20 protein-coding genes and 2 tRNA genes are annotated in these 24,732 nt (G+C 72.2%); 15 read left to right on the plus strand and 7 right to left on the minus strand.

The features are described from left to right. Positions 1 to 96: 96 nt before the first annotated feature. The 7 genes from ACIA5G_RS30430 to ACIA5G_RS30460 are packed head-to-tail and all read left to right on the plus strand — an operon-like array spanning position 97 to position 11,111. On the plus strand, positions 97 to 1,482 hold the full coding sequence (locus tag ACIA5G_RS30430; protein ID WP_395929322.1) for a serine hydrolase domain-containing protein: 1,386 nt from the start codon (positions 97 to 99) through the stop codon (positions 1,480 to 1,482). Further along, positions 1,479 to 2,369 (plus strand): serine hydrolase, encoded by an 891-nt coding sequence (locus ACIA5G_RS30435; RefSeq protein WP_395929324.1) that lies wholly within the window; start codon positions 1,479 to 1,481, stop codon positions 2,367 to 2,369. The genes ACIA5G_RS30430 and ACIA5G_RS30435 overlap by 4 nt, the downstream gene beginning before the upstream one ends. Further along, the gene (locus ACIA5G_RS30440; protein WP_395929326.1) at positions 2,366 to 3,958 is read left to right on the plus strand and encodes an ABC transporter substrate-binding protein; all 1,593 of its coding nucleotides are present in this window, start codon (positions 2,366 to 2,368) and stop codon (positions 3,956 to 3,958) included. The genes ACIA5G_RS30435 and ACIA5G_RS30440 overlap by 4 nt, the downstream gene beginning before the upstream one ends. Then, the gene (locus tag ACIA5G_RS30445; protein WP_395929328.1) at positions 3,955 to 4,935 is read left to right on the plus strand and encodes an ABC transporter permease; all 981 of its coding nucleotides are present in this window, start codon (positions 3,955 to 3,957) and stop codon (positions 4,933 to 4,935) included. Before ACIA5G_RS30440 ends, ACIA5G_RS30445 begins: the two co-directional genes overlap by 4 nt. A gap of 1 nt (position 4,936) precedes the next feature. Further along, positions 4,937 to 6,823: a dipeptide/oligopeptide/nickel ABC transporter permease/ATP-binding protein gene (locus ACIA5G_RS30450; protein ID WP_395929330.1), complete on the plus strand. Its 1,887-nt coding sequence runs from the start codon at positions 4,937 to 4,939 to the stop codon at positions 6,821 to 6,823. Continuing rightward, complete coding sequence (locus tag ACIA5G_RS30455; RefSeq protein WP_395929332.1) at positions 6,820 to 7,776, plus strand: ABC transporter ATP-binding protein; 957 nt, start codon at positions 6,820 to 6,822, stop codon at positions 7,774 to 7,776. Before ACIA5G_RS30450 ends, ACIA5G_RS30455 begins: the two co-directional genes overlap by 4 nt. After that, on the plus strand, positions 7,773 to 11,111 hold the full coding sequence (locus ACIA5G_RS30460) for a serine hydrolase (RefSeq protein WP_395929334.1): 3,339 nt from the start codon (positions 7,773 to 7,775) through the stop codon (positions 11,109 to 11,111). Before ACIA5G_RS30455 ends, ACIA5G_RS30460 begins: the two co-directional genes overlap by 4 nt. Here the strand turns inward: ACIA5G_RS30460 and ACIA5G_RS30465 are convergent. Continuing rightward, entirely contained in the window at positions 11,101 to 12,012 is a 912-nt protein-coding gene (locus ACIA5G_RS30465) for a zinc-binding alcohol dehydrogenase family protein (protein ID WP_395929336.1), read from the minus strand. The two genes, ACIA5G_RS30460 and ACIA5G_RS30465, sit on opposite strands and share 11 nt — an antisense overlap. A 72-nt stretch (positions 12,013 to 12,084) precedes the next feature. Between ACIA5G_RS30465 and ACIA5G_RS30470 the strand changes: the two genes are divergently transcribed. Next, a complete protein-coding gene (locus tag ACIA5G_RS30470) occupies positions 12,085 to 12,492 on the plus strand; it encodes a MarR family winged helix-turn-helix transcriptional regulator (protein WP_395929338.1) in 408 nt (135 codons plus the stop codon). 265 nt (positions 12,493 to 12,757) lie between these two features. Here ACIA5G_RS30470 and ACIA5G_RS30475 read toward each other — a convergent pair whose 3' ends face one another. After that, entirely contained in the window at positions 12,758 to 14,200 is a 1,443-nt protein-coding gene (locus ACIA5G_RS30475; protein WP_395929341.1) for a DHA2 family efflux MFS transporter permease subunit, read from the minus strand. A 227-nt stretch (positions 14,201 to 14,427) separates the two neighbouring features. Here ACIA5G_RS30475 and ACIA5G_RS30480 point away from each other — a divergent pair. Then, positions 14,428 to 14,502, plus strand: a tRNA-Val gene (locus tag ACIA5G_RS30480). Positions 14,503 to 14,539: 37 nt separating this feature from the next. Beyond that, positions 14,540 to 14,611 (plus strand) — tRNA-Val (locus ACIA5G_RS30485). Positions 14,612 to 14,806: 195 nt separating this feature from the next. Here the strand turns inward: ACIA5G_RS30485 and ACIA5G_RS30490 are convergent. Next, entirely contained in the window at positions 14,807 to 15,412 is a 606-nt protein-coding gene (locus ACIA5G_RS30490) for a TetR/AcrR family transcriptional regulator (protein ID WP_395929343.1), read from the minus strand. Positions 15,413 to 15,519: 107 nt separating this feature from the next. Between ACIA5G_RS30490 and ACIA5G_RS30495 the strand changes: the two genes are divergently transcribed. Together ACIA5G_RS30495 and ACIA5G_RS30500 are read left to right on the plus strand one after the other, a co-directional pair. Further along, the gene (locus ACIA5G_RS30495; RefSeq protein WP_395930318.1) at positions 15,520 to 16,272 is read left to right on the plus strand and encodes a class I SAM-dependent methyltransferase; all 753 of its coding nucleotides are present in this window, start codon (positions 15,520 to 15,522) and stop codon (positions 16,270 to 16,272) included. 108 nt (positions 16,273 to 16,380) lie between these two features. Continuing rightward, the gene (locus ACIA5G_RS30500) at positions 16,381 to 16,632 is read left to right on the plus strand and encodes a DUF4287 domain-containing protein (protein ID WP_395929345.1); all 252 of its coding nucleotides are present in this window, start codon (positions 16,381 to 16,383) and stop codon (positions 16,630 to 16,632) included. A gap of 348 nt (positions 16,633 to 16,980) precedes the next feature. Here the strand turns inward: ACIA5G_RS30500 and ACIA5G_RS30505 are convergent, their stop codons facing one another. Further along, on the minus strand, positions 16,981 to 18,435 hold the full coding sequence (locus ACIA5G_RS30505) for an MFS transporter (RefSeq protein ID WP_395929347.1): 1,455 nt from the start codon (positions 18,433 to 18,435) through the stop codon (positions 16,981 to 16,983). A gap of 122 nt (positions 18,436 to 18,557) precedes the next feature. Here ACIA5G_RS30505 and ACIA5G_RS30510 point away from each other — a divergent pair, with 122 nt between their 5' ends. Next, on the plus strand, positions 18,558 to 19,763 hold the full coding sequence (locus tag ACIA5G_RS30510; protein WP_395929349.1) for a cytochrome P450: 1,206 nt from the start codon (positions 18,558 to 18,560) through the stop codon (positions 19,761 to 19,763). 6 nt (positions 19,764 to 19,769) lie between these two features. Here the strand turns inward: ACIA5G_RS30510 and lexA are convergent, their stop codons facing one another. Next, positions 19,770 to 20,423 (minus strand): transcriptional repressor LexA, encoded by a 654-nt coding sequence (lexA, locus tag ACIA5G_RS30515; protein ID WP_395929351.1) that lies wholly within the window; start codon positions 20,421 to 20,423, stop codon positions 19,770 to 19,772. A gap of 279 nt (positions 20,424 to 20,702) precedes the next feature. On the opposite strand from lexA, the gene ACIA5G_RS30520 reads away from it, so the two are divergent. Both ACIA5G_RS30520 and ACIA5G_RS30525 read left to right on the plus strand, forming a co-directional pair. Further along, on the plus strand, positions 20,703 to 21,221 hold the full coding sequence (locus ACIA5G_RS30520) for a lytic polysaccharide monooxygenase auxiliary activity family 9 protein (protein ID WP_395929353.1): 519 nt from the start codon (positions 20,703 to 20,705) through the stop codon (positions 21,219 to 21,221). A gap of 144 nt (positions 21,222 to 21,365) precedes the next feature. Next, positions 21,366 to 22,436, plus strand: a complete 1,071-nt coding sequence (locus ACIA5G_RS30525) for a hypothetical protein (RefSeq protein ID WP_395929355.1) — start codon at positions 21,366 to 21,368, stop codon at positions 22,434 to 22,436. On the opposite strand, the gene ACIA5G_RS30530 is transcribed toward ACIA5G_RS30525, so the two are convergent. Together ACIA5G_RS30530 and ACIA5G_RS30535 are read right to left on the minus strand one after the other, a co-directional pair. Beyond that, positions 22,402 to 23,847 (minus strand): sensor histidine kinase, encoded by a 1,446-nt coding sequence (locus ACIA5G_RS30530; RefSeq protein ID WP_395929357.1) that lies wholly within the window; start codon positions 23,845 to 23,847, stop codon positions 22,402 to 22,404. The two genes, ACIA5G_RS30525 and ACIA5G_RS30530, sit on opposite strands and share 35 nt — an antisense overlap. Beyond that, the gene (locus ACIA5G_RS30535) at positions 23,844 to 24,533 is read right to left on the minus strand and encodes a winged helix-turn-helix domain-containing protein (RefSeq protein WP_395929359.1); all 690 of its coding nucleotides are present in this window, start codon (positions 24,531 to 24,533) and stop codon (positions 23,844 to 23,846) included. The genes ACIA5G_RS30530 and ACIA5G_RS30535 overlap by 4 nt, the downstream gene beginning before the upstream one ends. Positions 24,534 to 24,732 lie beyond the last annotated feature (199 nt).

Genomic DNA, 24,732 nt, shown 5'->3' on the forward strand with positions numbered 1-24,732 from the left:
CCCCCGGATCTCGTCGGTTCGCACGAATCGGCGGCGCCGCCACCGCCCTAGCATCCCCGGCATCGCCGGTTCCCCATCGTCGGACGAGAGGCAACCATGTCGAACCTTCCCGAACTCGGTGCCTGGCTCGAAAGCCGGCTCCCCGCCCTGCTGGCCGAGCACCAGGTGCCCGGCGCGTCGGTCGCGATCTACGCCGGCGGTGAGATCGTCGACCACGCGGCCGGGGTGCTCAACAAGGCCACCGGCGTCGAGGCGGACGTGGACTCGCTGTTCCAGATCGGCTCCATCACCAAGGTCTGGACGGCGACGCTGGCGATGCAGCTCGTCGACGAGGGTGCGCTCGACCTCGACGAGCCGGTCCGCAAGTACCTGCCGGAGTTCGTGCTGGGCGACGCGGACGCCGCCGCGCGGATCACCGTCCGGCAGCTGATGTGCCACACCGCCGGCTTCGAAGGCGACATCTTCACCGACACCGGCCGCGGCGCCGACTGCGTCGAGAAGTACGTCGCCACCCTGGGCGACGTGCCCCAGCTGTTCCCGCCCGGCGAGATGTTCTCCTACAACAACGCCGCGTTCTGCGTGCTCGGCCGGGTGATCGAGGTCCTGCGCGGCAAGAGCTACGGCGACTGCCTGGCCGAGCACCTGTTCACGCCGCTGGGCCTGACGCACGCCGCCGCGAGCCCGTACGAGGCGATCCTGTTCCGCGCCGCGCTCGGGCACGTCACGCCGAAGCCCGGCGCCGACCCGGAGCCCGCGCCCATCTGGGCGCTGGCCCCGTCCAACGCCCCGGCCGGGTCGATGCTCGCGATGCGGCCACGCGACCTCGTGACGTTCGCCGGCATGCACCTGCGGGACGGCGAAGGCCCGGACGGCACCCGCGTGCTCAGCGCGGAAAGCGCCCGCGCCATGCGGGAACGCCGCGTCGAGCTGCCCGACCTCGGCCTGATGGGGGACGCCTGGGGCCTCGGCTGGTCCCTCTTCGACTGGCCGGGCGGCGCGGTTGTCGGCCACGACGGCGGCACGATCGGCCAGTCGGCGTTCCTGCGGGTCGCCCCGGAGCACGGCGTCGCGGTGGCGCTGCTGACCAACGGTGGTGACCCGATCCCCGTCTACACCGAGGTCCTCGGCCACGTCCTGCGTGAGCTGGCCGGCATCGAGCTCCCCGCGCCGCCGGTGCCCGACCCGGCCGCGCCGCGCGTCGACGCCACGCGGTACGTGGGGGAGTACTCCTCGTCGGTCGCGGACATCGTGGTCAGCCAGGACGACGACGGCCGGGTCTGGGTCGAGCGGGTCCCGAAGGGCATCTTCGCGGAGCTCAGCGGCCCGCTGAAGTCCGAGCTGGTCGCCATGAACGGCGACACGCTGATCCTGGCCGAGCCGATGCAGGGGATGTACCTGCCGCACGCCTTCGTCGGTGACGACGGCACCGGGCGTGCGCTGTACCTGCACACCGGCCGGGCCGACCGGCGGGTGCGCGCATGACGGCCGTCGAAGACGAGATCACCGGGGTCTTCGCCGCGGCCGGCGCGCGGGGTTTTGTGCACGCACAGGAAATCGGCGGCGGGCCGGAGGTGGCCGTCGGCGCGGACGACCCGGTGGTGCTGGCTTCGGTGTTCAAGATCCCGGTCGCCGTCGCCTACGCCCGCGAAGTCGTCGCCGGACGGCTGGACGAGACCGCCCGGACCCGTGTCGGAAAGCGCTACCGCATCGGCGGGATCGGCACCGCGGGCTGCGCCGACGACGTCGAGCTGAGCTGGCGCGACCTCGCCCTGTTCATGCTGACCATGAGCGACAACGCCGCCACCGACGTCGTCTTCCACCGCGTCGGCCAGGAAGCCGTCGACCGTGTCCTCGCCGACCTCGGACTGCACCGCACCCGGCTGATCGGCTGCTGTGAGGACCTGTTCGCCTCGGTGCTCGCCGACCTCGGCGCCGGCGAGGACGAAGACCTCGACGCCGTGTTCGCCGGCGCGATCCCCGAACAGACCTGGAAGCTCGCGGTGCTCGACCCCGAGCGCACGACGGCGTCCACTCCCCGGGAGATCACCACGCTGCTCGACGCGGTGTGGACCGACCGCGCCGGCGACCCGGCCGCGTGCGAACGGGTGCGGGTGATGATGGCGCGCCAGATCTGGCCGCACCGGATCTCGTCGGGGTTCCCGAGTGACGTCACGATCGCGGCCAAGACCGGCACCCTGCCCGCGGTGCGCAACGAAGCGGGCGTCGTGTCCTACCCGGACGGTCGCCGGTTCGCCGTCGCCGTCTTCACCCGCGCGGACTCCCTCGCCGAGCGGCAACCCGCCGTCGACACCGCGATCGGCGAGGCCGCCCGCCTCGCCGTGGCCCACCTGCGGAAGGAAACCCCATGACCAAGACACGGACCGCGGTGGTCCTGCTCGGGGTGCTCGCCCTGGCCACGACCGCCTGCGGGGGATCGGGCAGCGGCTCCGGTGCCGGCGACGGGACCCCGGTGGACGGCAAGACGTTCAGCCTCGGTGTCGGCTCCGACCCCGGCAGCCTCGACCCGCACATGACCGTGCTGTCGGTGGCCATCCAGGTCGACCGGTTCCTTTACGACTCGCTGCTGAACGTCGACGGCGACGGCAAACCGGTCGCCGGGCTCGCCGCGAAGTGGGAAGCGTCGACGACAACCGCGTCCTTCACCCTCCGCCCGGGCCTCACCTGCGCGGACGGCAGCCCGCTGACCGCCGCCGACGTCGCGGCCAACCTGAACTTCATCGGCGACCCGGCGAACAAGTCGCCCATCGCCGGCCTGTACGTCGCCCCGGGCACCAAGGCGACCGCGGACGCGGCGGCCGGCACGATCACCGTCACCAGCGGGAAGCCGGACGCGTTCCTGGCCCGCAACATCGGCGGGGTGCCGATCGCCTGCGCCAAGGGGCTCGCGGACCGGAAGCTGCTCGCCAAGGGTGACAGCGGCACCGGGATGTTCACCGTCTCCGAGTCGGTGCCGAACGACCACTACACGTTCACCCGCCGCAAGGACTACACGTGGGGCCCCGGCGACTGGAAGGCGGAGCCGGGCCTGCCGGACAAGGTCGTCGTCCGCGTCATCCCCAACACCACGACCGCGACGAACCTGCTGCTGTCGGGTGAGCTCAGCGCAGCCCAGATCAACGGGCCGGACCGGCAGCGCCTGGAGGCGCGCAAGCTCTTCCACGGCGACTTCACCGCGCCGATGGGCGAGGTGTTCTACAACCAGGCGACCGGCCGGCCCGGGCAGGACGAAGCCGTCCGCCGGGCGCTCACCCAGGCGCTCGACCTGCCCCAGCTCGGCAAGGTGCTGACCAGCGGGGCCGGGAAACCGTCGAAGGGCATGATCACGAACGAGCCGAAGGTGTGCCCGGGTGACACCGTCACCGGCAACCTGCCGGCCCACGACCCGGCCGCGGCGGCGGCCGCGCTGGACGCGGCGGGCTGGAAGGCGGGCCCGGACGGCGTGCGTGCGAAGGGCGGCAAGAAGCTCGCGCTCACTGTCCTCTACGGCACCCAGCTCGGCCCGACGATGGCCCCGACCGCGGAGCTCGTCCAGCAGACGTGGAAGTCGCTCGGCGCCGACGTGACGCTCAAGGCGGTCGACAGCCCCGGCCTCAGCCAGGCCCTGTTCGGCACCGGCGAGTGGGAGGTCTCCCTCGGCCCGGTCGGGTTCTCGCTGCCGAGCCAGCTGGTCCCGTTCGTCTCCGGCCCGGCCGCGCCCGACGGGACGAACTTCGCCCACATCAGCAACCCCGGTTACGACCAGGGCGCCCAGCAGGCGGCTTCGAAGGCCGGTGACGCCAGCTGCGCCGACTGGACCGCGGCCGAGACCGCGCTGGTCAAGCGGGTGGACGCGGTGCCCTACTTCGACTCCGTCGTGCCGACCTACGCCAGCGGCGCGAAGTTCGAGATCAGCCAGGGCAGCGTGACGCCGGCGTCGATCCGGATGTACGCGAAATGACCACCGCGGCGGCGCCCGCCGGCCTGCGGGGCAGCCCGTGGCCGGCGTTCGCCGCGCGGCGGCTCGCCCGGTTCGCCGTCTCGCTGTGGGCGCTGCTGACCGCGGCGTTCCTGATGATCCACCTGGTCCCCGGGGATCCGGTGCGGGCCGCGCTCGGGATGACCGCGCCCGCCGAGCTGGTGGCGGCCAAGCGGGCGGAGCTCGGCCTGGACGACCCGCTGTGGGTGCAGTACGGGCACTACGTGCGCGGCCTGCTCACCGGGGACTTCGGGACGTCGATGACGAGCGGGCAGCCGGTGACGCAGGTGATCGGCGACCGGCTGCCCTCGACGCTTCAGCTGGCCCTGCTCGCCTTCGCGGTGGTGGTCGTCGTCGCGGTCCCGCTCGGCGTCTGCTTCGCGGTGCTGACGCGCGGCGGCCGCCGCCGGGGCGCGGAGCTGGGGTTCACGTCCGTGAGCGTGTTCCTCGCCGCCGTCCCGGAGTTCCTCGTCGGGGTCGGCCTGGTCGCGCTGCTCGCCGTCGGCCTCGGCTGGTTCCCGGTGGCGGGCACCGACGACGCGGGCGCGTACGTGCTGCCGGTCGCGGCGCTGGCGGTCGGGCCGGCGGCGATCCTCGCCCGGATGATCCGGGTGGAGCTGCTTTCGGTGCTGGGCGCCGACTTCGTCCGCACCGCGCGGGCGAAGCGGCTGCCCGCGCGGCTGGTGTACGTCCGGCACGCGCTGCCGAACGCGCTGACCGCGACGCTCACCCTCGGCGGGCTGATGCTGACTTCGATGGTCGCGGGCACGGTCCTGGTGGAGAACGTGTTCGCCTGGCCCGGCCTCGGCTCGACGATCGTCCAGTCGATCGTGCAGAAGGACTACCCGCTGGTGCAGGGGATCGTGCTGGTCTACGGCGTCGGCGTGCTGCTGGTGAACCTGCTGGTCGACGTCGTGCTCGGGCTGCTCGACCCGCGCTCGGCCATTCGGGAGGCGTGAGATGGCGCGACGACGCGGTTCGGTCTGGGTGGCGGCCGTGCGCACGCCGGTGGGCGCGTGCTCGGCGGTGCTGCTGGCGGTGGTCGTCGTGCTGGCGGTGCTGGCCCCGCTGCTCTGGGGGGACGCGGCCGCGGCGATCGACACCGACGCGATCGGCCAGGGCCCGTCCGGGGCGCACCCGTTCGGCACCGACTCCCTCGGCCGGGACCTGTTCTTCCGCACCCTGGTGGCGACCCGGCTGTCCATCGGGCTCGCGGTGCTCGCCACCGCGATCGGAGTCGGCGCCGGTGTTGTCCTCGGGACGCTGCCGTCGGTGCTGCCCCGGTGGGCAGGCCGGCTGCTCACCTCCGTGATCAACATCGCGGTGGCGTTCCCCGGCCTGCTGCTGGCGCTGTTCCTCGCGGTGATCTTCGGCGTGGGCACGCACGGCGCGGTGCTGGCGATCGCGTTCGCGATGGCGCCCGCGTTCGCCCGGCTGGTGCAGACGCTGTCCGCGTCGGTGAGCGGACGCGACTTCGTCGCCGCGGCCCGGGTTTCCGGCGTCGGCCGGACCCGGCTGCTGGCCCGGCACGTGCTGCCCAACATCGGCGAGCCCCTGGTCGTGAACGCGACCATCGGGGCCGGCTCGGCGCTGCTCGCCTTCGCCGGGCTGTCGTTCCTCGGGATCGGCGTGCAGGCGCCGGACTACGACTGGGGCCGGCTCCTGCGCGAGGGCCTGGACGGCATCTACGTCAACCCGGTGGCGGCGCTCGGGCCCTGCGCGGCGGTGGTGCTGGCCGGGCTGGCCTTCAACCTGGTGGGGGAGACGGTGGCCGCCGTCGTCGGGGTCCGGACCCGGGCGACCCGGCGTTCGGCGGCTCCGCTGCCGGCCTCGCCCCCGGCCGCCGTGGCCGAACCCGCGGCCGACGCGGTGCTGGTCGTCGAAAACCTCCGGGTCGCGTTCCCAGGCCCGAACGGGTGGACCGTGCCGGTGCGCGGGGTCAGCTTCAGCGTCCGCGCGGGGGAGGCGATCGGCGTTGTCGGCGAGTCGGGTTCCGGCAAGAGCCTGACCGCGCTGGCGGTGTCCCGCCTGATCGAAGCGCCCGGCGTGGTCACCGCCGACCGGCTGGAGTTCGCCGGGACACCGCTGGCGGCCGCCTCGGACCGCGAGCTCGGCACGTCGCTCGCCATGGTGTTCCAGGACCCGATGACGTCGTTCAACCCGGCCCGCCGGGTCGGGCGGCAGCTCGCCGAGGTGTCCGAACAACACCACGGCCTGTCGCGGCGGGCGGCGTTCGCCCGCGCGGTCGACCGGCTGACCGCGGTGCGCGTGCCGGCCGCGGCCCGGCGTGCCCGGCAGTACCCGCACGAGTTCTCCGGCGGCATGCGGCAGCGGGCGATGATCGGCATGGGCCTGATGGGGCAGCCGAAGCTCGTCATCGCCGACGAGCCGACCACCGCGCTCGACGTCACCGTCCAGCGCCAGGTCTTGCGTCTGCTCGCCCGCACCCGCGGAGCTGAAGGCGCCGCGATCCTGCTCATCAGCCACGACATCGCCGTCGTTTCCCAGACGTGCGAACGGATGCTGGTGATGTACGCCGGGCGCGTGGTGGAGGACCTGCCGACCGGGAGCCCGGCCCAGCACCCGTACACCCGCGCGCTGCTGGCCACGACCGTCGACCTCGGCACCGACCGCGACGAGCCGCTGGCCGTGATCCCCGGTCGCCCGCCGGAGCCGGACCAGGTGCCGGCGGGCTGTGCCTTCGCCGCCCGGTGCCCGCTGGCGACCGACCGCTGCCGCGACGAGGATCCGGTGCTGGAACCGACGGCCGACGAACACCGGGTCGCCTGCTGGCACCCGCAGGTGAGTGTCCTTTCCGGACAGTCGCACGAGGAGGGTGCTGCATGAGCGCACTGGAGTTCGACGGGGTGAGCGTCCGCTACGGCAAGCTGACCGCGCTCGACGGCGTCCGCCTGACCGTCCCTTCCGGACAGGTCGTCGGCCTGGTCGGCGAGTCCGGGTCGGGCAAGTCGACGCTCGCCCGGGCGGCCGTCGGGCTCGCGCCGGTCAGTGCGGGCCGGGTGCTGCTCGACGGCGTCGACGTCCGGAAGCTGCCCCGGCGCCGCCCGCTGCAGATGGTGTTCCAGGACCCGTATTCGTCACTGGACCCGCGGATGGCCGTCGGTGAGTCGATCACCGAGGCGATGCCGCGGGGCACGTCTCGCGCAGCCCGGCGTGAAGAGGTCGCGCGGTTGCTCGAACTGGTGAACCTCGACCCGGAACGCGCCTCCGTGCTGCCCGGGCAGCTCTCGGGCGGGCAGCGTCAGCGCGTCGCGCTCGCCCGCGCACTGGCCGGGCAGCCGAAGGTGCTGATCGCCGACGAGATCACCTCGGCCCTCGACGTCTCGGTGCAGGGCGCCGTGCTCAATCTGGTCCGCGACGTGCAGCGGCGGCTGGCGCTGTCGATGCTGTTCATCTCGCACAACCTCGCGGTGGTGCGGTACGTCAGCGACGTCGTCGCGGTGATGTACCTCGGCCGGATCGTCGAGGCCGGGCCCGCCGAGCAGGTGCTCACCGATCCGCAGCACCCGTACACCCGGGACCTGCTGGCCGCCGCGCCGTCGGCGGACCGCCGCCTGCTCGACACCTCGGGTGACGACGCCCTCGCCGACACCGAACCCGCCGACCCGCACCACCCGCCCGCCGGCTGCCGCTACCACCCGCGGTGCCCGATCGGCCCGCTCGTGCACACCGACCGCACCGTCTGCGTGAGCGCCGACCCGGCCGACGAGGCCGCCGGCCGGGCCCACTCCGCGGCGTGCCACTTCGCCGCGTCCCATCCCACAAGGAGAACCGCATGACCCGACGTCTGGGCACCGACGACCTCTACGCCCTCGAGTTCCCCGGGCAGCCGGCGATTTCGCCCGACGGCAGCCGGATCGTGTACGTGCTGCGCACCGCCGACCGGGACGCGGACCAGGACACCCGCTCGCTCTGGCAGGTCGACACCGCCGGCGGCAAACCGCGGCCGCTCACCCGGGGAACCGGCGACGTGGCGCCGACGTGGTCGCCCGACGGCGCGCGGATCGCGTTCCTGCGCGCCCAGGACGGCCCGGCGCAGCTGTGGCTGCTGCCCGCGGACGGCGGTGAGCCCGAGCAGGTCACCACGCTCCCACTCGGCGCGGGCACCCCGGTCTGGCGCCCGGACGGCACCGAGATCGCCTTCAGCGCCCCGGTCGACCTCGTCGCGGAGGAAGGTGACGACGACGCCGCCCGGTCCCGCCGCGCGGCCGCCCCGGTGGTCGCCGACCGGCTCGACTTCAAGGCCGACGGCGCCGGCCTGCTGCGGACGCTGCGCAAGCACGTCCACGTCCTCGACGTCACCACCGGCGAGGTCCGGCAGGTCACCTCGGGGGACTGGCACGCGGGTGACCCCGCGTGGTCGCCGGACGGCGCGCAGCTGGCCTTCCCGGCCGCGCCGGACGCCGACGCCGACCTGACTTTCCGGTCCGGCGCCTACGTTCTCACCCTCGGTGACACCACCGCCGAGCCGCAGCTGGTCGGCTCCGGCGACGGCATGTGCGGCGCGGCCGTCTGGACGGCCGACGGCGCCGCGCTGCTCGTTGTCGGCCGCGGTGACACCGCCCCCGGTCACCTCGGGCTGCTGCGGGTGCCGCTGGACGGCGGTGAGGTGGTCGACCTCGCCGCCCCGCTCGACCGCACCGTGATGCTGGGCGGCCCGGGGTACCCCGGCGCCCTGCCGGTCCTCGCTGGTGAGGAAACCGTGCTGTTCTGCGCCCGTGACCGCGGCTGCACGCACCTCTACGCCGTCGACGTCGCCGGCGGTGAGCCACGGCGGGTCGTCGGTGGCGCCGGCAACGCCGTGGACGGGCTGGCCGTCGCCGGGACCACCGCGGTGACCGTGCTGACGACGCCGACGTCGCACGGCGAGGTCGTGACGGTCGACCTGCCCGGCGGTGAGCTCGAGGTGCGCACCGCCCACGGTGACGGCGACTTCGAGCTGTTCACCCGTGAGGAGCGGGAGTTCACCGTCTCCGACGGCACGGTCGTCCAGGGCTGGCTGCTGCGCGACCCCGCCCGCACCGGCCCGCGGCCGCTGCTGCTCGACATCCACGGCGGCCCGCACAACGCGTGGAACGGCGCCGCCGACGCCGTCCACGTCTACCACCAGGAGCTCGTCGGGCGCGGCTGGGCGGTGCTGCTGCTGAACCCGCGCGGCAGTGATGGTTACGGCGAAGCGTTTTACACCGCGGCCGTTGGCGCGTGGGGTTTGGCCGACGCCAAGGACTTCCTCGAGCCGCTGGACCAGCTCGTCACCGAAGGGGTGGCGGACGCGCGCCGGCTGGCCGTGTCCGGGTACAGCTACGGCGGCTACATGACGTGCTACCTGACCAGCCGTGACGACCGGTTCGCCGCCGCGGTGGCCGGCGGCGTGGTCAGCGACGCGGCCAGCATGGCCGGCACCTCCGACAGCGGGCACTACCTGGGTGTTGCGGAACTCGGTGCGGTCCCGGCGGAGAACCGGGCGCACTACGCGGCGCTTTCGCCGCTGGCGCAGGTGGAAAAGGTGCGCACGCCGACGCTGATCGTGCACGGCGCGGACGACGACCGGTGCCCGGCCGGGCAGGCCGAGCAGTGGTTCACCGCGCTGCGCGAGCAGGGGGTGCCGACCCGGATGGTGCTCTACCCCGGCGCGTCACACCTGTTCATCCTCGACGGCCGGCCGTCGCACCGCGCCGACTTCAACCGCCGCATCGTCGACTGGGTCGAGCAGTACGCGGGGGAGCCGGGCAAGCCGGCGCGGGTGCCGCTCGACGCCGCGCATTGGCGGCGGCGCCTGGCCGAGCTCGCGCGCAAGCACCGTGTTCCCGGTGCGGCGCTGGGCATCCTGCGCGGTGCCGACCAGGTGCTCGCGAGCAGCGGTGTGCTGAACAAGGCCACCGGCGTCGAGGTCACCGACGACTCGGTGTTCCAGATCGGCTCGATCAGCAAGGTGTGGACGACCACCGTCGTGATGCAGCTCGTCGACGAGGGGCTGCTGAAGCTGGACGCGCCGATCGTCGACGTGCTGCCCGAGCTGCGGCTGGCCGACCCCGACGTCACGAAGCAGGTGACGCTGCGGCACCTGCTGACGCACACCAGCGGCATCGACGGGGACGTCTTCACCGACACCGGCCGGGGTGACGACTGCGTCGAGAAGTACGTCGCGCTGCTCGACCAGGCCGCGCTGACGCACCCGCTCGGCGCGACCCTGTCCTACTGCAACTCCGGGTTCATCCTGGTCGGGCGGGTGATCGAGAAACTGACCGGCAAGACCTGGGACGCGGCCCTGCGCGAGCGGCTGTTCACCCCGCTCGGCCTGACGCACACGGGCACCCTGCCCGAGGAGGCGCTGCTCTTCCGCGCGGCGATGGGGCACGTGGCGGCCGGCGACGGCGAGCCGCAGCCCGCGCCCGTGTGGGGGCTGCCGCGCTCGGCGGGCCCGGCCGGCCTGATCACGGCGACCCCGGCGGACGTGCTGGCCTTCGCGCGCCTGCACCTCACCGGCGGCCTCGGCCCGGACGGCGTGCGGGTGCTCTCCGCGGCGTCCGCGGAGGCGATGACCCAGGAGCAGTTCGAGATGCCGGACAAGGACACGCTCGGCGACTCGTGGGGCCTCGGCTGGATCCGCTTCGAGTGGGACGGCCACCGCGTGTACGGCCACGACGGCAACACGATCGGGCAGTCGGCGTTCCTCCGGATCCTCCCCGGCCAGGACCTCGCGGTCACGCTGCTCACCAACGGCGGCAGCGCGCACGACCTGTACGAAGAGCTCTACCGCGAGATCTTCGCCGAGCTCGCCGGTGTGGCGATGCCGCGACCGCTCGAACCCGCCGCGACGCCGCCCGCCGTGGCCGTCGAGGAGTTCCTCGGTGTTTACGAGCGGGAGTCGATGCGGATCGAGATCCTCCAGCGGGACGGCGAGCTGCGGATGCGCCAGACGGTCACCGGCCCGATCGCCGAGCTCGTGCCGGAACCGACCACCGAGGACGAGCTGGTCCCGATCGGCCCCGCGCAGTTCGCGCACAGCCCGGCGGGCATGCGGGGCTGGGTTTCGGTGACCTTCTACACGCTGCCGACGGGGGAGCGGTACCTGCACACCGGCGTCCGGGCGACCCCGAAGGTCAAGGAGTGACCACGAGGCGCTGGTCGCCGGTCTCCTTCCAAGCGGTTTCGACGTCGGCGAGCGGCACCGTGCGCGCGTCGATCCGGAAGGCGCCGAGCTCGGCGACGAGCGACTGCAGCTCGGCGACGATGTCGCGGGTCGGCACCGACCCCTGACCGCTGCCGACGAGCTGCAGCCGTGCCGCCCGGAGCGCGGCCGAGGGGAGCTCGGTGGTCCGCCCGGCCACCGAGCCGATCTCGACCCAGGTCAGCGGGCGGCCGCGGTCGGCGCGGTGCGTGACGATCTCGCGCAGTGCATCGGCTGTGGGCGGGCCCCAGAGGTAGTCGAGGACAACGTCGACGTCGGCTGCTTCGCCGACGTCGTCCAGGGTGAGCGCCCGGTCGGCGGGGAGCGCGGCGAGGCGTTCCGGGTTGCGGCCGGCCGCGAAGACCCGGCCCGCGCCGAGGTGCTTCGCGACCTGGACGGCGAGCCGGCCCGCGTTGCCGGTCGCGCCGAGCACGAGGACGTCCTGCCCGGCGGCGAAGTCGATCCGCCGGCGCAGGGCGACCCACGCCGACATCGCGGGGTTCATGCCCGCGGCGACCAGCACCGGGTCGGCGTCGTCCGGCAGGACCACACTGCGCCGCAGGTCGACGACGGTCCGTTCGGCCATCGCGCCCATCGTGGTGTCCGGGAGGACGAAGTACCGCAGTGTGCCGTCGGGAGCACGCCCGACACCGTCGATGCCGGGGACGAGCGGAAGTTCACCCTTTTCGGTGTAGTGCGAGCCGTCGGCCTGGGAGCGGACGCGCGGGTGCAGGCCTGCGGCGACAACATCGACGAGGACCTCGTCTTTTGTCGCCGGTTCCGGCACGGGGAAGTCCTGACAGGTGGGCGGGGTGCCGAACGCGGTCACGACGGCTGCGCGCATGGTGGCTCCTTTAGTTGGTATTCCCCACTACATTAGATGGCAGTGCCAACTAGTTCAAGGTAGTCTTGCGGCATGACCGAACCCGACGAAGTGCTGGACGGCCTGGTCCAGGTGTCCTTCAGGGTGATGGCGCTGCTGAGCCAGGCGGCGGCCGCGCACGAGTTCTCCCTGACGCAGCTGCGGGTACTGGCGATCCTGCGCGACCGCACGCCGAAGATGGCGGAGCTCGCGGACCACCTCGGCCTGGACCGGTCTTCGGTCAGCGGGCTGATCGACCGCGCCGTCCGCCGCGGCCTGGTGCAGCGGGAGGCGAGCCGCGACGACGGCCGCTCGGTGCGCGTCGGCTTGACGGCGGAGGGGCACCGGCTGGCCGGTCAGGTGACCGCGGAGGTCGCTTCGTTGATGGCGCCGCTGACCGGCGATCTCAGTGCTGCCGAGCGAAAGCGCCTCGGCGCGCTGCTGGCCCGGGTGCTCGCATGAGCCGGGTCACGTCGGGGAACACCGTGGGGCGCCAGGCGTTGTAACGGGTGTCGGTACGGAGGAGTCCCCGGGCCTCACCCCATGCCTTCACGGCTCTGTGCATCAACAGAAGTCCAGTTCGGCTGGAGCCGTGTCGAGCCACTCGCCGCGAGGCGACCCCCGTACCGGCCCCGAACTCCCGCTTCCGCTCGCAGGTCTCCCCCCAGCCTTCGCCGAGCGGAAGCGGGACTTTCTTTGTCCTCAGTGGACAGCGGCCCGCCAGGCTTCAGTGCTTCGGTGCGGCCACCGCGCCCGTGGACTTGCGGAGCAGCCAGGTTGCCGCGAAGGCCACCACCCCGACACAGCCTGCCACCACGAACGCCGCCCGCAGGCCCGAAGCGTCGGGACTGGTCGCCGCCGCGTCCGCGCTTCCGAGCGTCGCCACGCTGACGAACACCGCCGTGCCGAGCGCTCCGGCCACCTGCTGGAGCGTCGACAGGATCGCGCTGCCGTGCGAGTACAGGTTGTCGGGCAGGGCGCCGAGCGACTCGGTGAACAGCGGCGTCATCATCAGGCCGAGCCCGGCCATCAGCAGCACGTGGATCCCGATCACCGCGATCAGGGGCGAGCCCGCCCCCAGCATGGTGAACAGCCACAGCGACGCCGCCACGGCGCCCGCACCGGGGATGACCAGCGGGCGCGCGCCGACCTTGTCGTACAGCGCGCCGACCGGGCGGCCCAGCACGCCGAGCACCAGCCCGCCCGGCAGCACGGCCAGGCCGCTGACGAACGTGCTGGTGTGCAGCACCGTCTGCAGGTAGAGCGGCAGCAGGATCGCCGCCGCGCCGATCAGGCAGACGAACAGCAGTGCCGTCAGCACCAGCGAGAGGACAAAACTGCGGTAGGTGAACGGCCGCAGGTCGAGCAGGGCCCGGTCACGCCGCTGCAGCCGCAGCTGCCGCCAGGTGAACACGGCCAGCGAGACCACACCGACGACGATCGACAGCCACGGCGGCACCGGCGGTTCCACACCCTTCTCGCCGGTCGACGACAGCCCGTACAGCAGGCCGCCGAACCCGATCGCGGACAGCAGCACCGACGGCACGTCCAGCGGCACCGGCCGGCGCTCGCTTTCCAGCCGCAGCCGCAGCGCGCCGGTCACCAGCGCCGCGATGGACAGCGGCAGCACGATCCAGAACATCCAGCGCCAGCCGAGCGACGACAGCACCGCCCCGCCGATGGTCGGCCCGATCGCCGGCGCGACCGCGATGACGATCGTGATCGTCCCCATCGTGGCGCCACGCCGCTCCGGCGGCACCAGCCGCATCACCGTCGTCATCAGCAGCGGCAGCATCACCGCCGTGCCGCACGCCTGCACCACGCGCCCGGCCATCAGCATCGCGAACCCGGGCGCGAGCGCGCACAGCAGCGTGCCGAGGCTGAACGCCGACAGTGAGAAGAGGAAGACCTGCCGCGGCGTGAACCGTTCGAGCAGGAATCCGGTCGTCGGGATGACCACGGCCATCGTCAGCAGGAACCCGCTGGTCAGCCACTGCACGGTCGTGGTCGGCACCCGCAGGTCGACGGTCAGGTCCCGCAACGCGACACTCAGGATCGTCTCGTTGAGGATCATCACGAACGCCGACAGCACCAGGACGCCGATGAGGAGTCCCGACCGCGGCGGCGGGCGGTGCAGGCCGGTGGGCTCGGTGGACACGGTTTCGGTCATCGGGGCGGGAGCTCTCCTGGATCGGCCGCGCCGGCGGAGTTGACGCCTTCGACGCCGGCGACGGTCGTGGGGCGAAGGCGGGCTGTCCCTTGCAGTCTGCCTGTCCCCGCACCCCGCTGTCACGGCGGTTTCCCCAGTGCAGCCGGTCACACCGCACGATGGAGGAGGCCCCTGCACACGCCCCGTGGGCGTCCGATATGCTTACCGTCAGTACGAAGTTCCGCAGCGCGCGATTAGCTCAGCGGGAGAGCGCTTCCCTGACACGGAAGAGGTCACTGGTTCAATCCCAGTATCGCGCACCACGAGTCCACCCCCGGATTTCGTGGAAGTTCGTACCACGGGCGATTAGCTCAGGGGGAGAGCGCTTCGTTCACACCGAAGAGGTCACTGGTTCGATCCCAGTATCGCCCACGAGATGGTCGAGAGGGTTGTGTTCGCGGAGAGCGCGAACATGACCCTCTCGTCGTGTCTTGTGGGGGCCGAGCCCCCACGCCCCCGCCGGGGGCACGCCCCCGGACCCCCGCGTGTGGTTGCGTTCCGTGGTGGGTTTCGGCTTGTCCACATTGGACTTTTACCGCAGTCGTGCTTTTACGGCAGGCGTCGTTTTTACAGCAGTCGGCGTTGGAGTGCGTCTGCGATGACTGTCTGGACTACTTTTTCGAGCTCTGCTTCGTCTGGGTGGGTGCCTTGGCGGCGGCCGGCGAACAGTAGGTGGCCGGCGCCGATCAGGGACAGGGCCAGGGAGTCCACCTCGGCGTCTGCTGCGATGCGGCCCAGTTCGCGTTCGCCTGCCAGGTAGCCGGCGAACATGGCTCGCGCTTCTGCCAGTAGGGGGATGCCTTGGGCTGGGCCGCCTTTGCGTAGTCGTGCTCGCAGTTCGTCGCGGAAGAAGACCAGGCTGGTGAGGGCCACCGTCACCGGGTCGAACAACTCCGTCAGTGCGGTGATGATGTTTTCGGCGACCGTGCGGGTTCCGGCTGCGGCGCGCAGGAGGGCCGACTGGTCTGCCAATCGGGTGATGCGGTCGAGGACCAGTTCGGCCAGGAATGCGTCGAAGTCGGCGAAGTACCGGTGGAGGACGCCCTTGGCGACGTCGGCTTCGGCGGTTACCGCGCGGCTGGTCAGCGCGTTCGGGCCGTCGCGGAGCAGGACGCGCTCGGCGGCGTCGAACAGCTGCTTGCGCACGTCGCGCAGGTGGACCCCGGTCGGCATGAGGACCATTCTCCGGTACGCCGAGCGCGAACGCGCACACAGTTGTCGAGTGGGCATGTGCCCATTAGAGTGGGCGCATGCCCACTCAACCTCACGAAGAGCGCCGGATGGCCGAGTCGTTCGGGACCGACGCCGAACGCTACGACCGCGCCCGCCCCGAGTATCCCGTCGAACTGGTGGCCAAGGTTGTCGCCGCGAGTCCCGGGCCGGACTTCCTGGATGTCGGGTGCGGTACCGGGATCGAAGCGCGCCAGTTCCGTGCTGCAGGGTGCCGGGTGCTCGGTGTTGACCCCGATGCGCGGATGGCCGGCTTCGCGCGGCGGGGCGGGATCGACGTCGAGGTCGCGAAGTTCGAGGACTGGGAGCCGGCCGGGCGTGTCTTCGACGCGGTTGTCGCCGGGCAGGCCTGGCACTGGGTGGATCCCGTCGCGGGCCCGGCCAAGGCGGCTCAGGTGCTGCGGCCCGGCGGGCTGCTCGCCGTGTTCGCGCACGTGTTCCAGCCGCCGGCCGTGGTGGCGGACGCACTCGCCGCGGCGATTCGGCGGGTGCTGCCGGACTCGCCGTTCGCGGGGGAGTCGAGGAGTGCCGCGGACATCTACGACGTCATGTTCACCCGGTTCGCCGACGGGATCCGCGAGGCGGGCGGCTTCGGTGACCCGCAGCGGTGGCGGTTCGGCTGGGAACGGTCGTACACGCGGGACGAATGGCTGGACTTCCTGCCCACGACCGGCGGCCTGACGCGGCTGCCGCCGGACGTGCTGGCGGAGGTCCTGTCCGAAGTCGGAGACGCGATCGACGGCATCGGCGGCGCTTTTGTCCTGCCGTACACGACCCTCGCGGTGGCTGCGGCGAAGCCTTGACAAGAAAAGTTGTCGGTGAGACGGTGGTGCGCAGCGAAACGAACCGGACAACCTTCGGCGCGAACGGCTGACCCCAGCCGGATCGTGGCCGCCACCATGGGAGCAGCCATGTCTTTCCAGGCCTACCTCGACAACGCCGAGAAGCAGACCGGCATCACCCCGCGCGGCTTCCTCGACCTGGCCGCGGGCAAGAAGCTGACGAAGCACGGCGAAATCGTCGCATGGCTGAAGACGGACCACGGCCTGGGCCACGGCCACGCGACCGCAATCGCGCGGCTGGTGACCAAGGGGCCGGAGTTCGTGGCCGAGCACCACACGGAGGGTGTGCTCCACCTCGACGGTGTGGCGGCGAGAGCCTGAACGCCGGTCCGGCCGGGTTGCAGGAGGACCCGGCCGGATGGGCGTCAGCCGCGCAAGTCGCGCGCCAGCTCAGGGGACCGGAGCCGGCACGAGCCCGGCCGCAACTGTCAACGCGATGCGCGCCGCGGCCGACCGAGCATCGAGCCACGGCGATCGCCCGCCGGGTGATCGCCGTGGCCGATGGCGTGCGGCCCGGCAGGAACGCGGCCACCGCGAGTGCGATGTGCGCCGCGCCGGACCGGGCGTCAGCCGCGGCGAACGCCGGCCGGAGTGACCGGCGCCGCGGCCGACGGCTGGAACACCGCCACCGCCACCGCCAGCGCGATGTGCGCCGCAGTCGAACCCGCGTCAGCCGCGCAGAACGCCCGCCGGCTCAGGTGCGACCGCAGCCGTCGCAGCCGGTGCGCGGCCCGGCAGGAACGCCGCCACCGCCAACGCGATCAACGCCGCAGCCGATCCCATCGCCAGCACCAGCCGGAAACCGCCTTCCGACGGCAGGGCCACCGGTCCGAACTGGATGGTCAACCGAGCCAGCACCAAACCCGCCGTGGCGCTCGAGACCGACGTGCCGATCGAGCGCATCAGCGTGTTGAGGCTGTTCGCCGCCGCGGTCTCCGAGACCGGCACCGCTCCCATCACGAGCGCGGGCATCGCGCCGTACGCCAGCCCGATCCCCGCGCCGATGATGCTCGACACCAGCACGAGGTGCCACGTCGCGCTCATCAGCACGATGCCGATGCCGTAACCGGCCGCGACGACCACCGCGCCGAGCATCAGCGTCGTCTTCGGGCCGCGGGTCCTCGAGATGCGTGCGGACACCGGGGCCAGCGCCATCATCACCAGCCCGGACGGCGCCATCACCAGACCCACCGCGAGCATCGACTGGCCGAGCCCGTACCCGGTGGCCGTCGGCAGCTGGAGCAGCTGCGGCAGGACCAGTGACATCGCGAACATCGCGAAGCCGAACACCGCGGACGCGATGTTGGTCAGCAGCACCTGGCGCCGCGCGGTCGTCCGCAGGTCCACCAGCGGCTGCCGGGTCCGCAGCTCCCAGCGTCCCCACAGCAGCAGGACGACCACCGCGGTGGCGAACAGCCCCAGCGTCGCCGCGCTGCCCCAGCCCCAGTCGGCGCCCTTCGAGATCGCCAGCAGCAGGCACACCAGCGCGATCGAGAGCCCGGCCGCGCCCGGCACGTCGAACCGGCCGCCGGTGCGCACCGGCGACTCCGGCACGAGCGCGACGACCAGCGCGGTGACGACCAGCCCGAGCCCGGCCGCGGTCCAGAAGAGCACGTGCCAGTCGGCGTTTTCGGCCAGCAGTGCCGCCGCGGGCAGGCCCAGCGCGCCGCCGACACCGAGCGACGCGCTCATCAGCGCCGTGGCGGAGCCGAGCCGTTCGGCCGGCAGCTCGTCACGCATGATGCTGATCCCGAGCGGGATGACGCCGGCGGCGAGGCCCTGCAGCGTCCGGCCGGCGACCATCGGCACGAGCGTGTCGGACAGCGCGCCGATCGCCGAGCCGACGACCAGGGCGCCGAGGCTGATCAGCAGCATCCGGCGCTTGCCGTACATGTCGCCGAGCCGGCCCATGGTCGGCGTCGCCACCGCGCCCGCGAGCAAGGTCGCGGTGATGGCCCAGGTGGCGTCGGCGGCGGAGGCGTGCAGCAGCCCCGGCAGGGCCGGGATCAGGGGGATGACCAGCGTCTGCATCAGCGAGACGGTGATGCCCGCAAGCGCGAGGACCGCGACGACGAGGTTCGCGCGCGGCGACGCCTCTCTGGCGGGCGTGGATGAAGCGGGCACGAGCGGGCCTCCGGATGTCCGAATTAAATCAGTCGCTTGACTTAGCGTAGCAGTCTTCGGTTGACTGATCACGAGCTCCCGGCCGGTGCCGAGGAGGATCCACGAAGGCGGCTGGAGGAACGATGACGAGCACCGTGGAAGCCCCCGATTTCCCGATGACCCGGGCCGCGGGCTGCCCGTTCGACCCGCCGCCCGCCGCTCGCGCGCTGCAGGGGGAGACCCCGCTCGCCCGGGTCCGGCTGTGGGACGGCAGCACCCCGTGGCTGGTGACCCGCTACGCCGAACAGCGTGCGCTGCTGGCCGATCCCCGCGTCAGCGCCGACGTCAGCCGCCCCGGCTACCCGAGCCCGGCGCCGCTGCCGAAAGGCGGCACCGGCATCAGCTTCATCCTGATGGACAACCCCGAGCACGCCCGGCTGCGCAAGATGGTGACCGCGCCGTTCACGATCCGCCGCGTCGAGGCGATGCGCCCGGCCGTGCAGAAGATCGTCGACGACCAGGTCGACGCCCTGCTGGCCGGCCCGAAGCCGGTCGACCTCGTCGAGGCGTTCGCGTTGCCGGTGCCGTCACTGGTGATCTGCGAGCTGCTGGGTGTGCCCTACACCGACCACGATTTCTTCCAGGAGAACAGCAAGGTCATCATCCGGCGGGACGCGAAGCCCGAGGAGCGGGCCGCCGGGCACCAGGCGCTTGTCGGGTACCTCGACCGGCTGATGGGCGAGAAGCTCGAGCGCCCCGCGGACGACCTGCTCTCCGGCCTCGCCACCCGGGTGGGCGCGGGGGAGCTGACCCGGCTGGAGGCCGCGCAGATGGGCGTGCTCCTGCTCATCGCCGGTCACGAGACGACGGCGAACATGATCGCGCTCGGCACCCTGGCCCTGCTGGAGCACCCCGAGCAGCTGGCGCTGCTGCGGGAGTCCGACGACCCGGCGCTGGTCGCCTCGGCCGTCGAAGAACTGTTGCGGTACCTGAACATCACGCACAACGGGCGCCGCCGCCTCGCGCTGGCGGACATCGAGGTCGCCGGGCAGGTGATCCGCGCGGGGGAGGGCCTGATCATGGCCAACGACATCGCGAACCGCGACCCGGAGGTGTTCCCCGACGGCGACCGGCTCGACCTGAACCGCGACGCGCGCCGCCACATCGCCTTCGGGTTCGGCGTCCACCAGTGCCTCGGCCAGCCGCTGGCCCGGCTCGAGCTCCAGGTCGTCTACAGCACGCTGTACCGGCGCATCCCGACGCTCGCACTGGCCACCGGCGTCGAGCGGATCCCGTTCAAGCACGACGGATCCGTCTACGGCGTTTACGAGCTGCCGATCACCTGGTGATACCGGTCAGACGCTGCGCAGCACCGAAACGACCGTGCCCAGGATCGTCGCGCGGTCGCCGTCGATGACGTCGTAGGCCGGGTTGCGGGGCTCGAGGTACACGTGGCCGTCGCGCCGGCGGTACACCTTGACCGTCGCCTCCTCGTCGATCATCGCGGCGACGATCTGGCCCGAGTGGGCCTCGCTCTGCTGCTTGACCACGACGATGTCGCCGTCGCAGATGGCGGCGTCGATCATCGAGTCGCCGCGGACGCGCAGGCCGAAGACGGTGCCGCGGCCGGTGAGGTCGCGCGGCAGCTTGAGCACGTCGTCGACGTGCTCCACCGCCGAGATCGGCGTGCCGGCGGCGATGTCGCCGACCACGGGCACCGGCACCGAGTCGCCGTCCCCGGCCGCCGCGGTGCCGTGCAGGAACGCGCGCACGTCGATCGGGCGGGACACCGTGGCGCCGCGGCGCAGGAAGCCCTTGTCCTCGAGGCTCGCGAGGTGCTTCGACACCGACGACGTCGACTGCAGCCCGACGGCCTCGCCGATCTCCCGGGTGCTGGGGGAGTAGCCGTGGTCGACCACCCAGTCCCGGATCGCGACCAGGATCTTCTGCTGCCGCTCCGGCAGGGCGGAGGCGTCGAGGTGCTCGAACGTGTCGTCGTAGGTGGTCACCAGCGGAATCCTAGAGGCAGGTGTGCCACGGGGCGCCGCCTGGTCCGGGTGCCCGGTCCCGCTGACCGGAACATCGGGTGACAGTTGGCGTCTTACCAACATGAGTGAGTACTTTGCCATCTGTTGACCTGGGTGCCGAAGGGACGTATGGTCTAGACCACAATTTTCCTTCGCTCGAACCCCCTTCCCGAGCGCGGCGGGGCCTCCCGGCGAGGCCGTGGCCGCGATTTCGCCGTACCCGGCGGCGGGAAGCGAGCCCGTCCCCCCGAAGGAGCTGGTATGAAAGCGAACCGGAAACTGGTCGCGGTCGCCGCGGGTGCTCTCCTCGCCCCGGTGCTGGTGGTGCTCAACCCCGCCGGGATCGCGAGCGCGCACGGCTACGTGAACTCCCCGGCCAGCCGGCAGGCGCAGTGCGCCCAGGGCACGGTGTCGTGTGGCCAGATCACCTACGAGCCCCAGAGCGTCGAAGGGCCGAAGGGCTTGAAGTCCTGCAACGGCGGGGTTTCCCAGTTCGCCGAGCTCAACGACAACGGCAAGGGCTGGCACGCCACCCCGATCGGCACCGACGCGACCTTCACGTGGACCTTCACCGCGCGCCACAAGACGTCGAACTACGAGTACTGGATCGGCAACGAGAAGGTCGCCGACATCGGCGGCAACAACGAGCAGCCGCCGGAAACCGTTTCGCACCAGGTGAACCTGTCCGGCCACACCGGACGGCAGACGGTGCTGGCGGTGTGGAACATCGCCGACACGTCGAACGCGTTCTACTCCTGCATCGACCTGCAGGTCGGCTGAGACTCCGGCCACCCGGGAGCGCGCGGCTCCCGGGTGGCCGGTCACCGGCGGGACTTCAGCAGGCGTGGTACCAGGCGGCGAAGCCGTGCGGAACCGGTGCTCCACGGTCACCGCAGGGGCATGATCCATTCCTAGCTTGACGTCATGACCACGTTGCTCGACCGTCGCCCCGCTCCGATCCGCGTCCAGGCGAAGACCCCGCGGCCCACCATCACCGCCCTCTTCGTCGTTGCCGTCGGAGTTGCCGCCTACACCGGGTTCCGGCTGCCGGGGGAGTGGGCGGCGACGCTGCAGTCGGTCTCCCTGACCGACGGGTTCCACCGGCGCTTCCTCGTGGGCACGCTGCTGGCACCGTTCGGCCACCACTACCTGGTTTACGCGGTCGCGAGTTTCCTCGTCCTCGCCGCCCTGCTGACGGCCGTGGCGATCGCGTTCTTCCGCGGCCGCACCGAAAGCCGGCGGCTGGTGATCGTCGGCTGGCTGCTGGCGCCGACCGGCGGTTACCTGTTCCAGGAGGTCGGCTACTTCGACCAGGTGCTGTACCTGCTGCTGGCCGGGGCGTCGTGGGCACTGCACCGGAACCGGCCGGTGCTCGCGAGCGTGGTGATGACGCTTTCCGTGACGGTGCACGAAATCGCGCTGTTCACCGTGCTGCCGGTGTTCGGCTTCGCCCTGCTGCGGAAGTTCCCGTTCCGGCGCGCCGGTGCGCTGCTGGCGCCGTCCACCGTGGCCTGCCTGGTGATCCTCGCCCTGCCGCCGGCCGCTCCCGGTGCCGTCGAGAAGCTCCGGAACACACTGTCCACGGCGGACTTCCGGTATCGCGTCGACGCGCTGAGCCTGTTCGAACGCACGCAGGCCCAGAGCTGGCAGCTCTACTCCGTCACCCGGGTGCTGCTCTACCTGGTCCCGATCGCGATCGTGGTGATCGGCGGTCTCCTGCTCCTGCAGCGGCCGGCACTCGCGGCCGCGGTGGCCGTCGCCGCGCCGGTGCTGCTCGCCTTCGGCGGCTGGGACGACGCGCGCTGGGGTTTCCTGCTGGTGAGCAACTTCGCCCTCGTGCTGTGGCTCCGGCTCGGCCGCCGCGAACTGGACCTGCCCCGGGCCGGCGTGCTGGCCGCGCTCCTGCTGGTCCTCACGCACGTGCCGATGCCGTACTTCGACGGCTACGCGCCCCGCGGGCTCACGCTGGTGACTCCCGTGGAAGACGCAAGGTGAAGATCGCGCCGCGATCGTTGTGCACGGTGAGCTCCCCGCCGTTGATCAGCGCGTTCTCCCGGGCGATCGCCAGGCCCAGCCCGCTGCCTTCGGTCGCCCGGCGCGCGTGGTCACCCCGGACGAACCGGTCGAACAGGATCGGCAGCAGGTCTTCGGGGATCCCCGGCCCGGAGTCGGCCACCCGGATCGTCACGGCGTCGGCCGTCCCCACCAGCGACACGGTGATCGGGCTCCGGCCGTGCCGGGCGGCGTTGACCAGCAGGTTGCCCACGATGGTGTGGACGCGGCGCGGGTCGGCGAAGACGCTCGTGTCACCGGCGCTGGTGACCTCGACGGCCGTGTCCGGCACGCTGACCTCGATCGCGTCCTCGACCAGCGCGGGCAGGTCGACGGGTTCGGGACGGAAGTCCGCGGAACCCGCGTCGAAGCGGGAGATCTCCAGCAGATCCTCGACCAGCCGCGCCAGCCGCCGGGCCTGGGTGCCGAGCAGTTCGGTCGCGCGGGTCCGGGTCTCGGGGGCGGCGCTGTCGAGGCTGTCGACCGTGGCGACCATCGAGGCGAGCGGGGTGCGCAGGTCATGGGCGACGTCGGCGACGAACCGCTGCTGCTGCCGGTCCTTGGCGCGCAGCTCCTCGATCGACTCGCTGACCCGCTGGGCCATGACGTTGAACGACCTGGCGAGGCCGGCGAGCTCGTCGCGGCCCTTCGCCGGGACACGAACGTCGAAGGCGCCGTCACCCAGCTCGCGGGCGGCGGACGCGACGCGGCGCACCGGCCGCTGGATGTTCCAGGCGGCGAACACCGCCGCGAGGATCCCCAGCACCGTCACCCCGAGCGCGATGTACACCAGCTTCGTCCGTTGCGCGGCCAGGTCGAGGTCGAGCGGGGTGAGGTCGAAGAACTGCACGAGCCAGTAGCCGGTGAAGTTCCCGCTGACCACCAGCAGCCGCCGGCCGGTCTCCTGCTCCTCGGTGATCGCCGTGAGCAGGTCCATCGTCTTGTCCGTGCGGACGAGCACCCGGTCGGCGACGGCGGCCACGAGCCGTTCCCGGTCGCCCACCCGGACCGGCACCGGATGCGGCCGGTACCAGAGGTCGGTCGAAGCGTATTCCGCCAGGTCGGCCGAGCCGTCGGGGCGCTTGGTGAACAGCGCCCACTCCGCCGTCCGGCCGCTCATCTGCCGGGCGAAGTCGCTCACCGTGGCCCGGCCCGCCCCGATCGCTTCGAGCCCGCGCCACGACTGCTCGAACAAAGCGCCGAACGACGTCGTCGCGGTGTAGGCGAAGCTGTCGACGGCGTCGTCTTCCTGCAGTTTCGACGCCGTGAAGGCCATCACCGCGGTCGCCGTCGTGGTGACCAGCACCACCGCCGCCGTCACCTTCGCCCGCAGCCCGACGGACGGCCGCCTCACCGGTCCGCCAGCCGGTAGCCGAGTCCGCGCACCGTCTTCAGCACCACGGGGTTCGCCGCGTCGTCCTCGATCTTGGCCCGCAGCCGCGCGACCGCCGCGTCCACGATCCGCGAATCGCCGACGTAACCGTAGTCCCAGACCCGTTTCAGCAGTGCCTGCCTGCTCAGCACCTGGTTGGGGTGCTCGGCGAACTCGACGAGGAGGCGGATCTCGGTCGCGGTGAGCGCCAGTTCGGCGCCGTCGCGGGTCACGCTCATCGCGCCCGCGTCGATCTCCAGGCGCCCGATCCGCAGCAGGCCCGCGGACGGCCCGTGCGCGGTGACCGCGCGCCGGCCGATCGCCTTGATCCGCGCGTCGATCACCCGCGGTTCGGCCGGTTTGACCACGTAGTCGTCGGCGCCGCACTCCAGCCCGGCGACGATGTCGATCGGGTCGCCGCGCGCGGTCAGCAGGACCAGCGGCAGGCGGCTCCGGGCGCGGATCCGGCGGCAGACCTCGAAGCCGTCCATGCCGGGCAGCATCACGTCGAGCAGCACGAACTCGAGCTCGAGCCGGTCGGTGAACAGCGCCTCCAGCGCCCGCTCCCCGGTCGGCGCGGCGACGACGTCGTGCCCGAGCGCCTTCAACGCGAGCGTGAGGGCTTCGGCCAGGGCAGCGTCGTCTTCGACGAGCAGGATGCGCGACATGGTTCTCCCGGGATCGAAATGCTCGATGATCGTAAAGGCGCTCCGGCACACCGGCCCGGAGTCGCGGCGGAACCGTCACGAACCCGTGCGGTTCCGTCACACGGGCATGTGTGGCACCTGCGGGCATCGCGGGTGACCGGACGGGCAGTCGAACCGGTGGGCCCGGCGCGGCATCCCGGGGGGTTGGTAGCTTGGAAAA

This window comes from Amycolatopsis sp. NPDC051758, assembly GCF_044453095.1.
Classification (GTDB): domain Bacteria; phylum Actinomycetota; class Actinomycetes; order Mycobacteriales; family Pseudonocardiaceae; genus Amycolatopsis.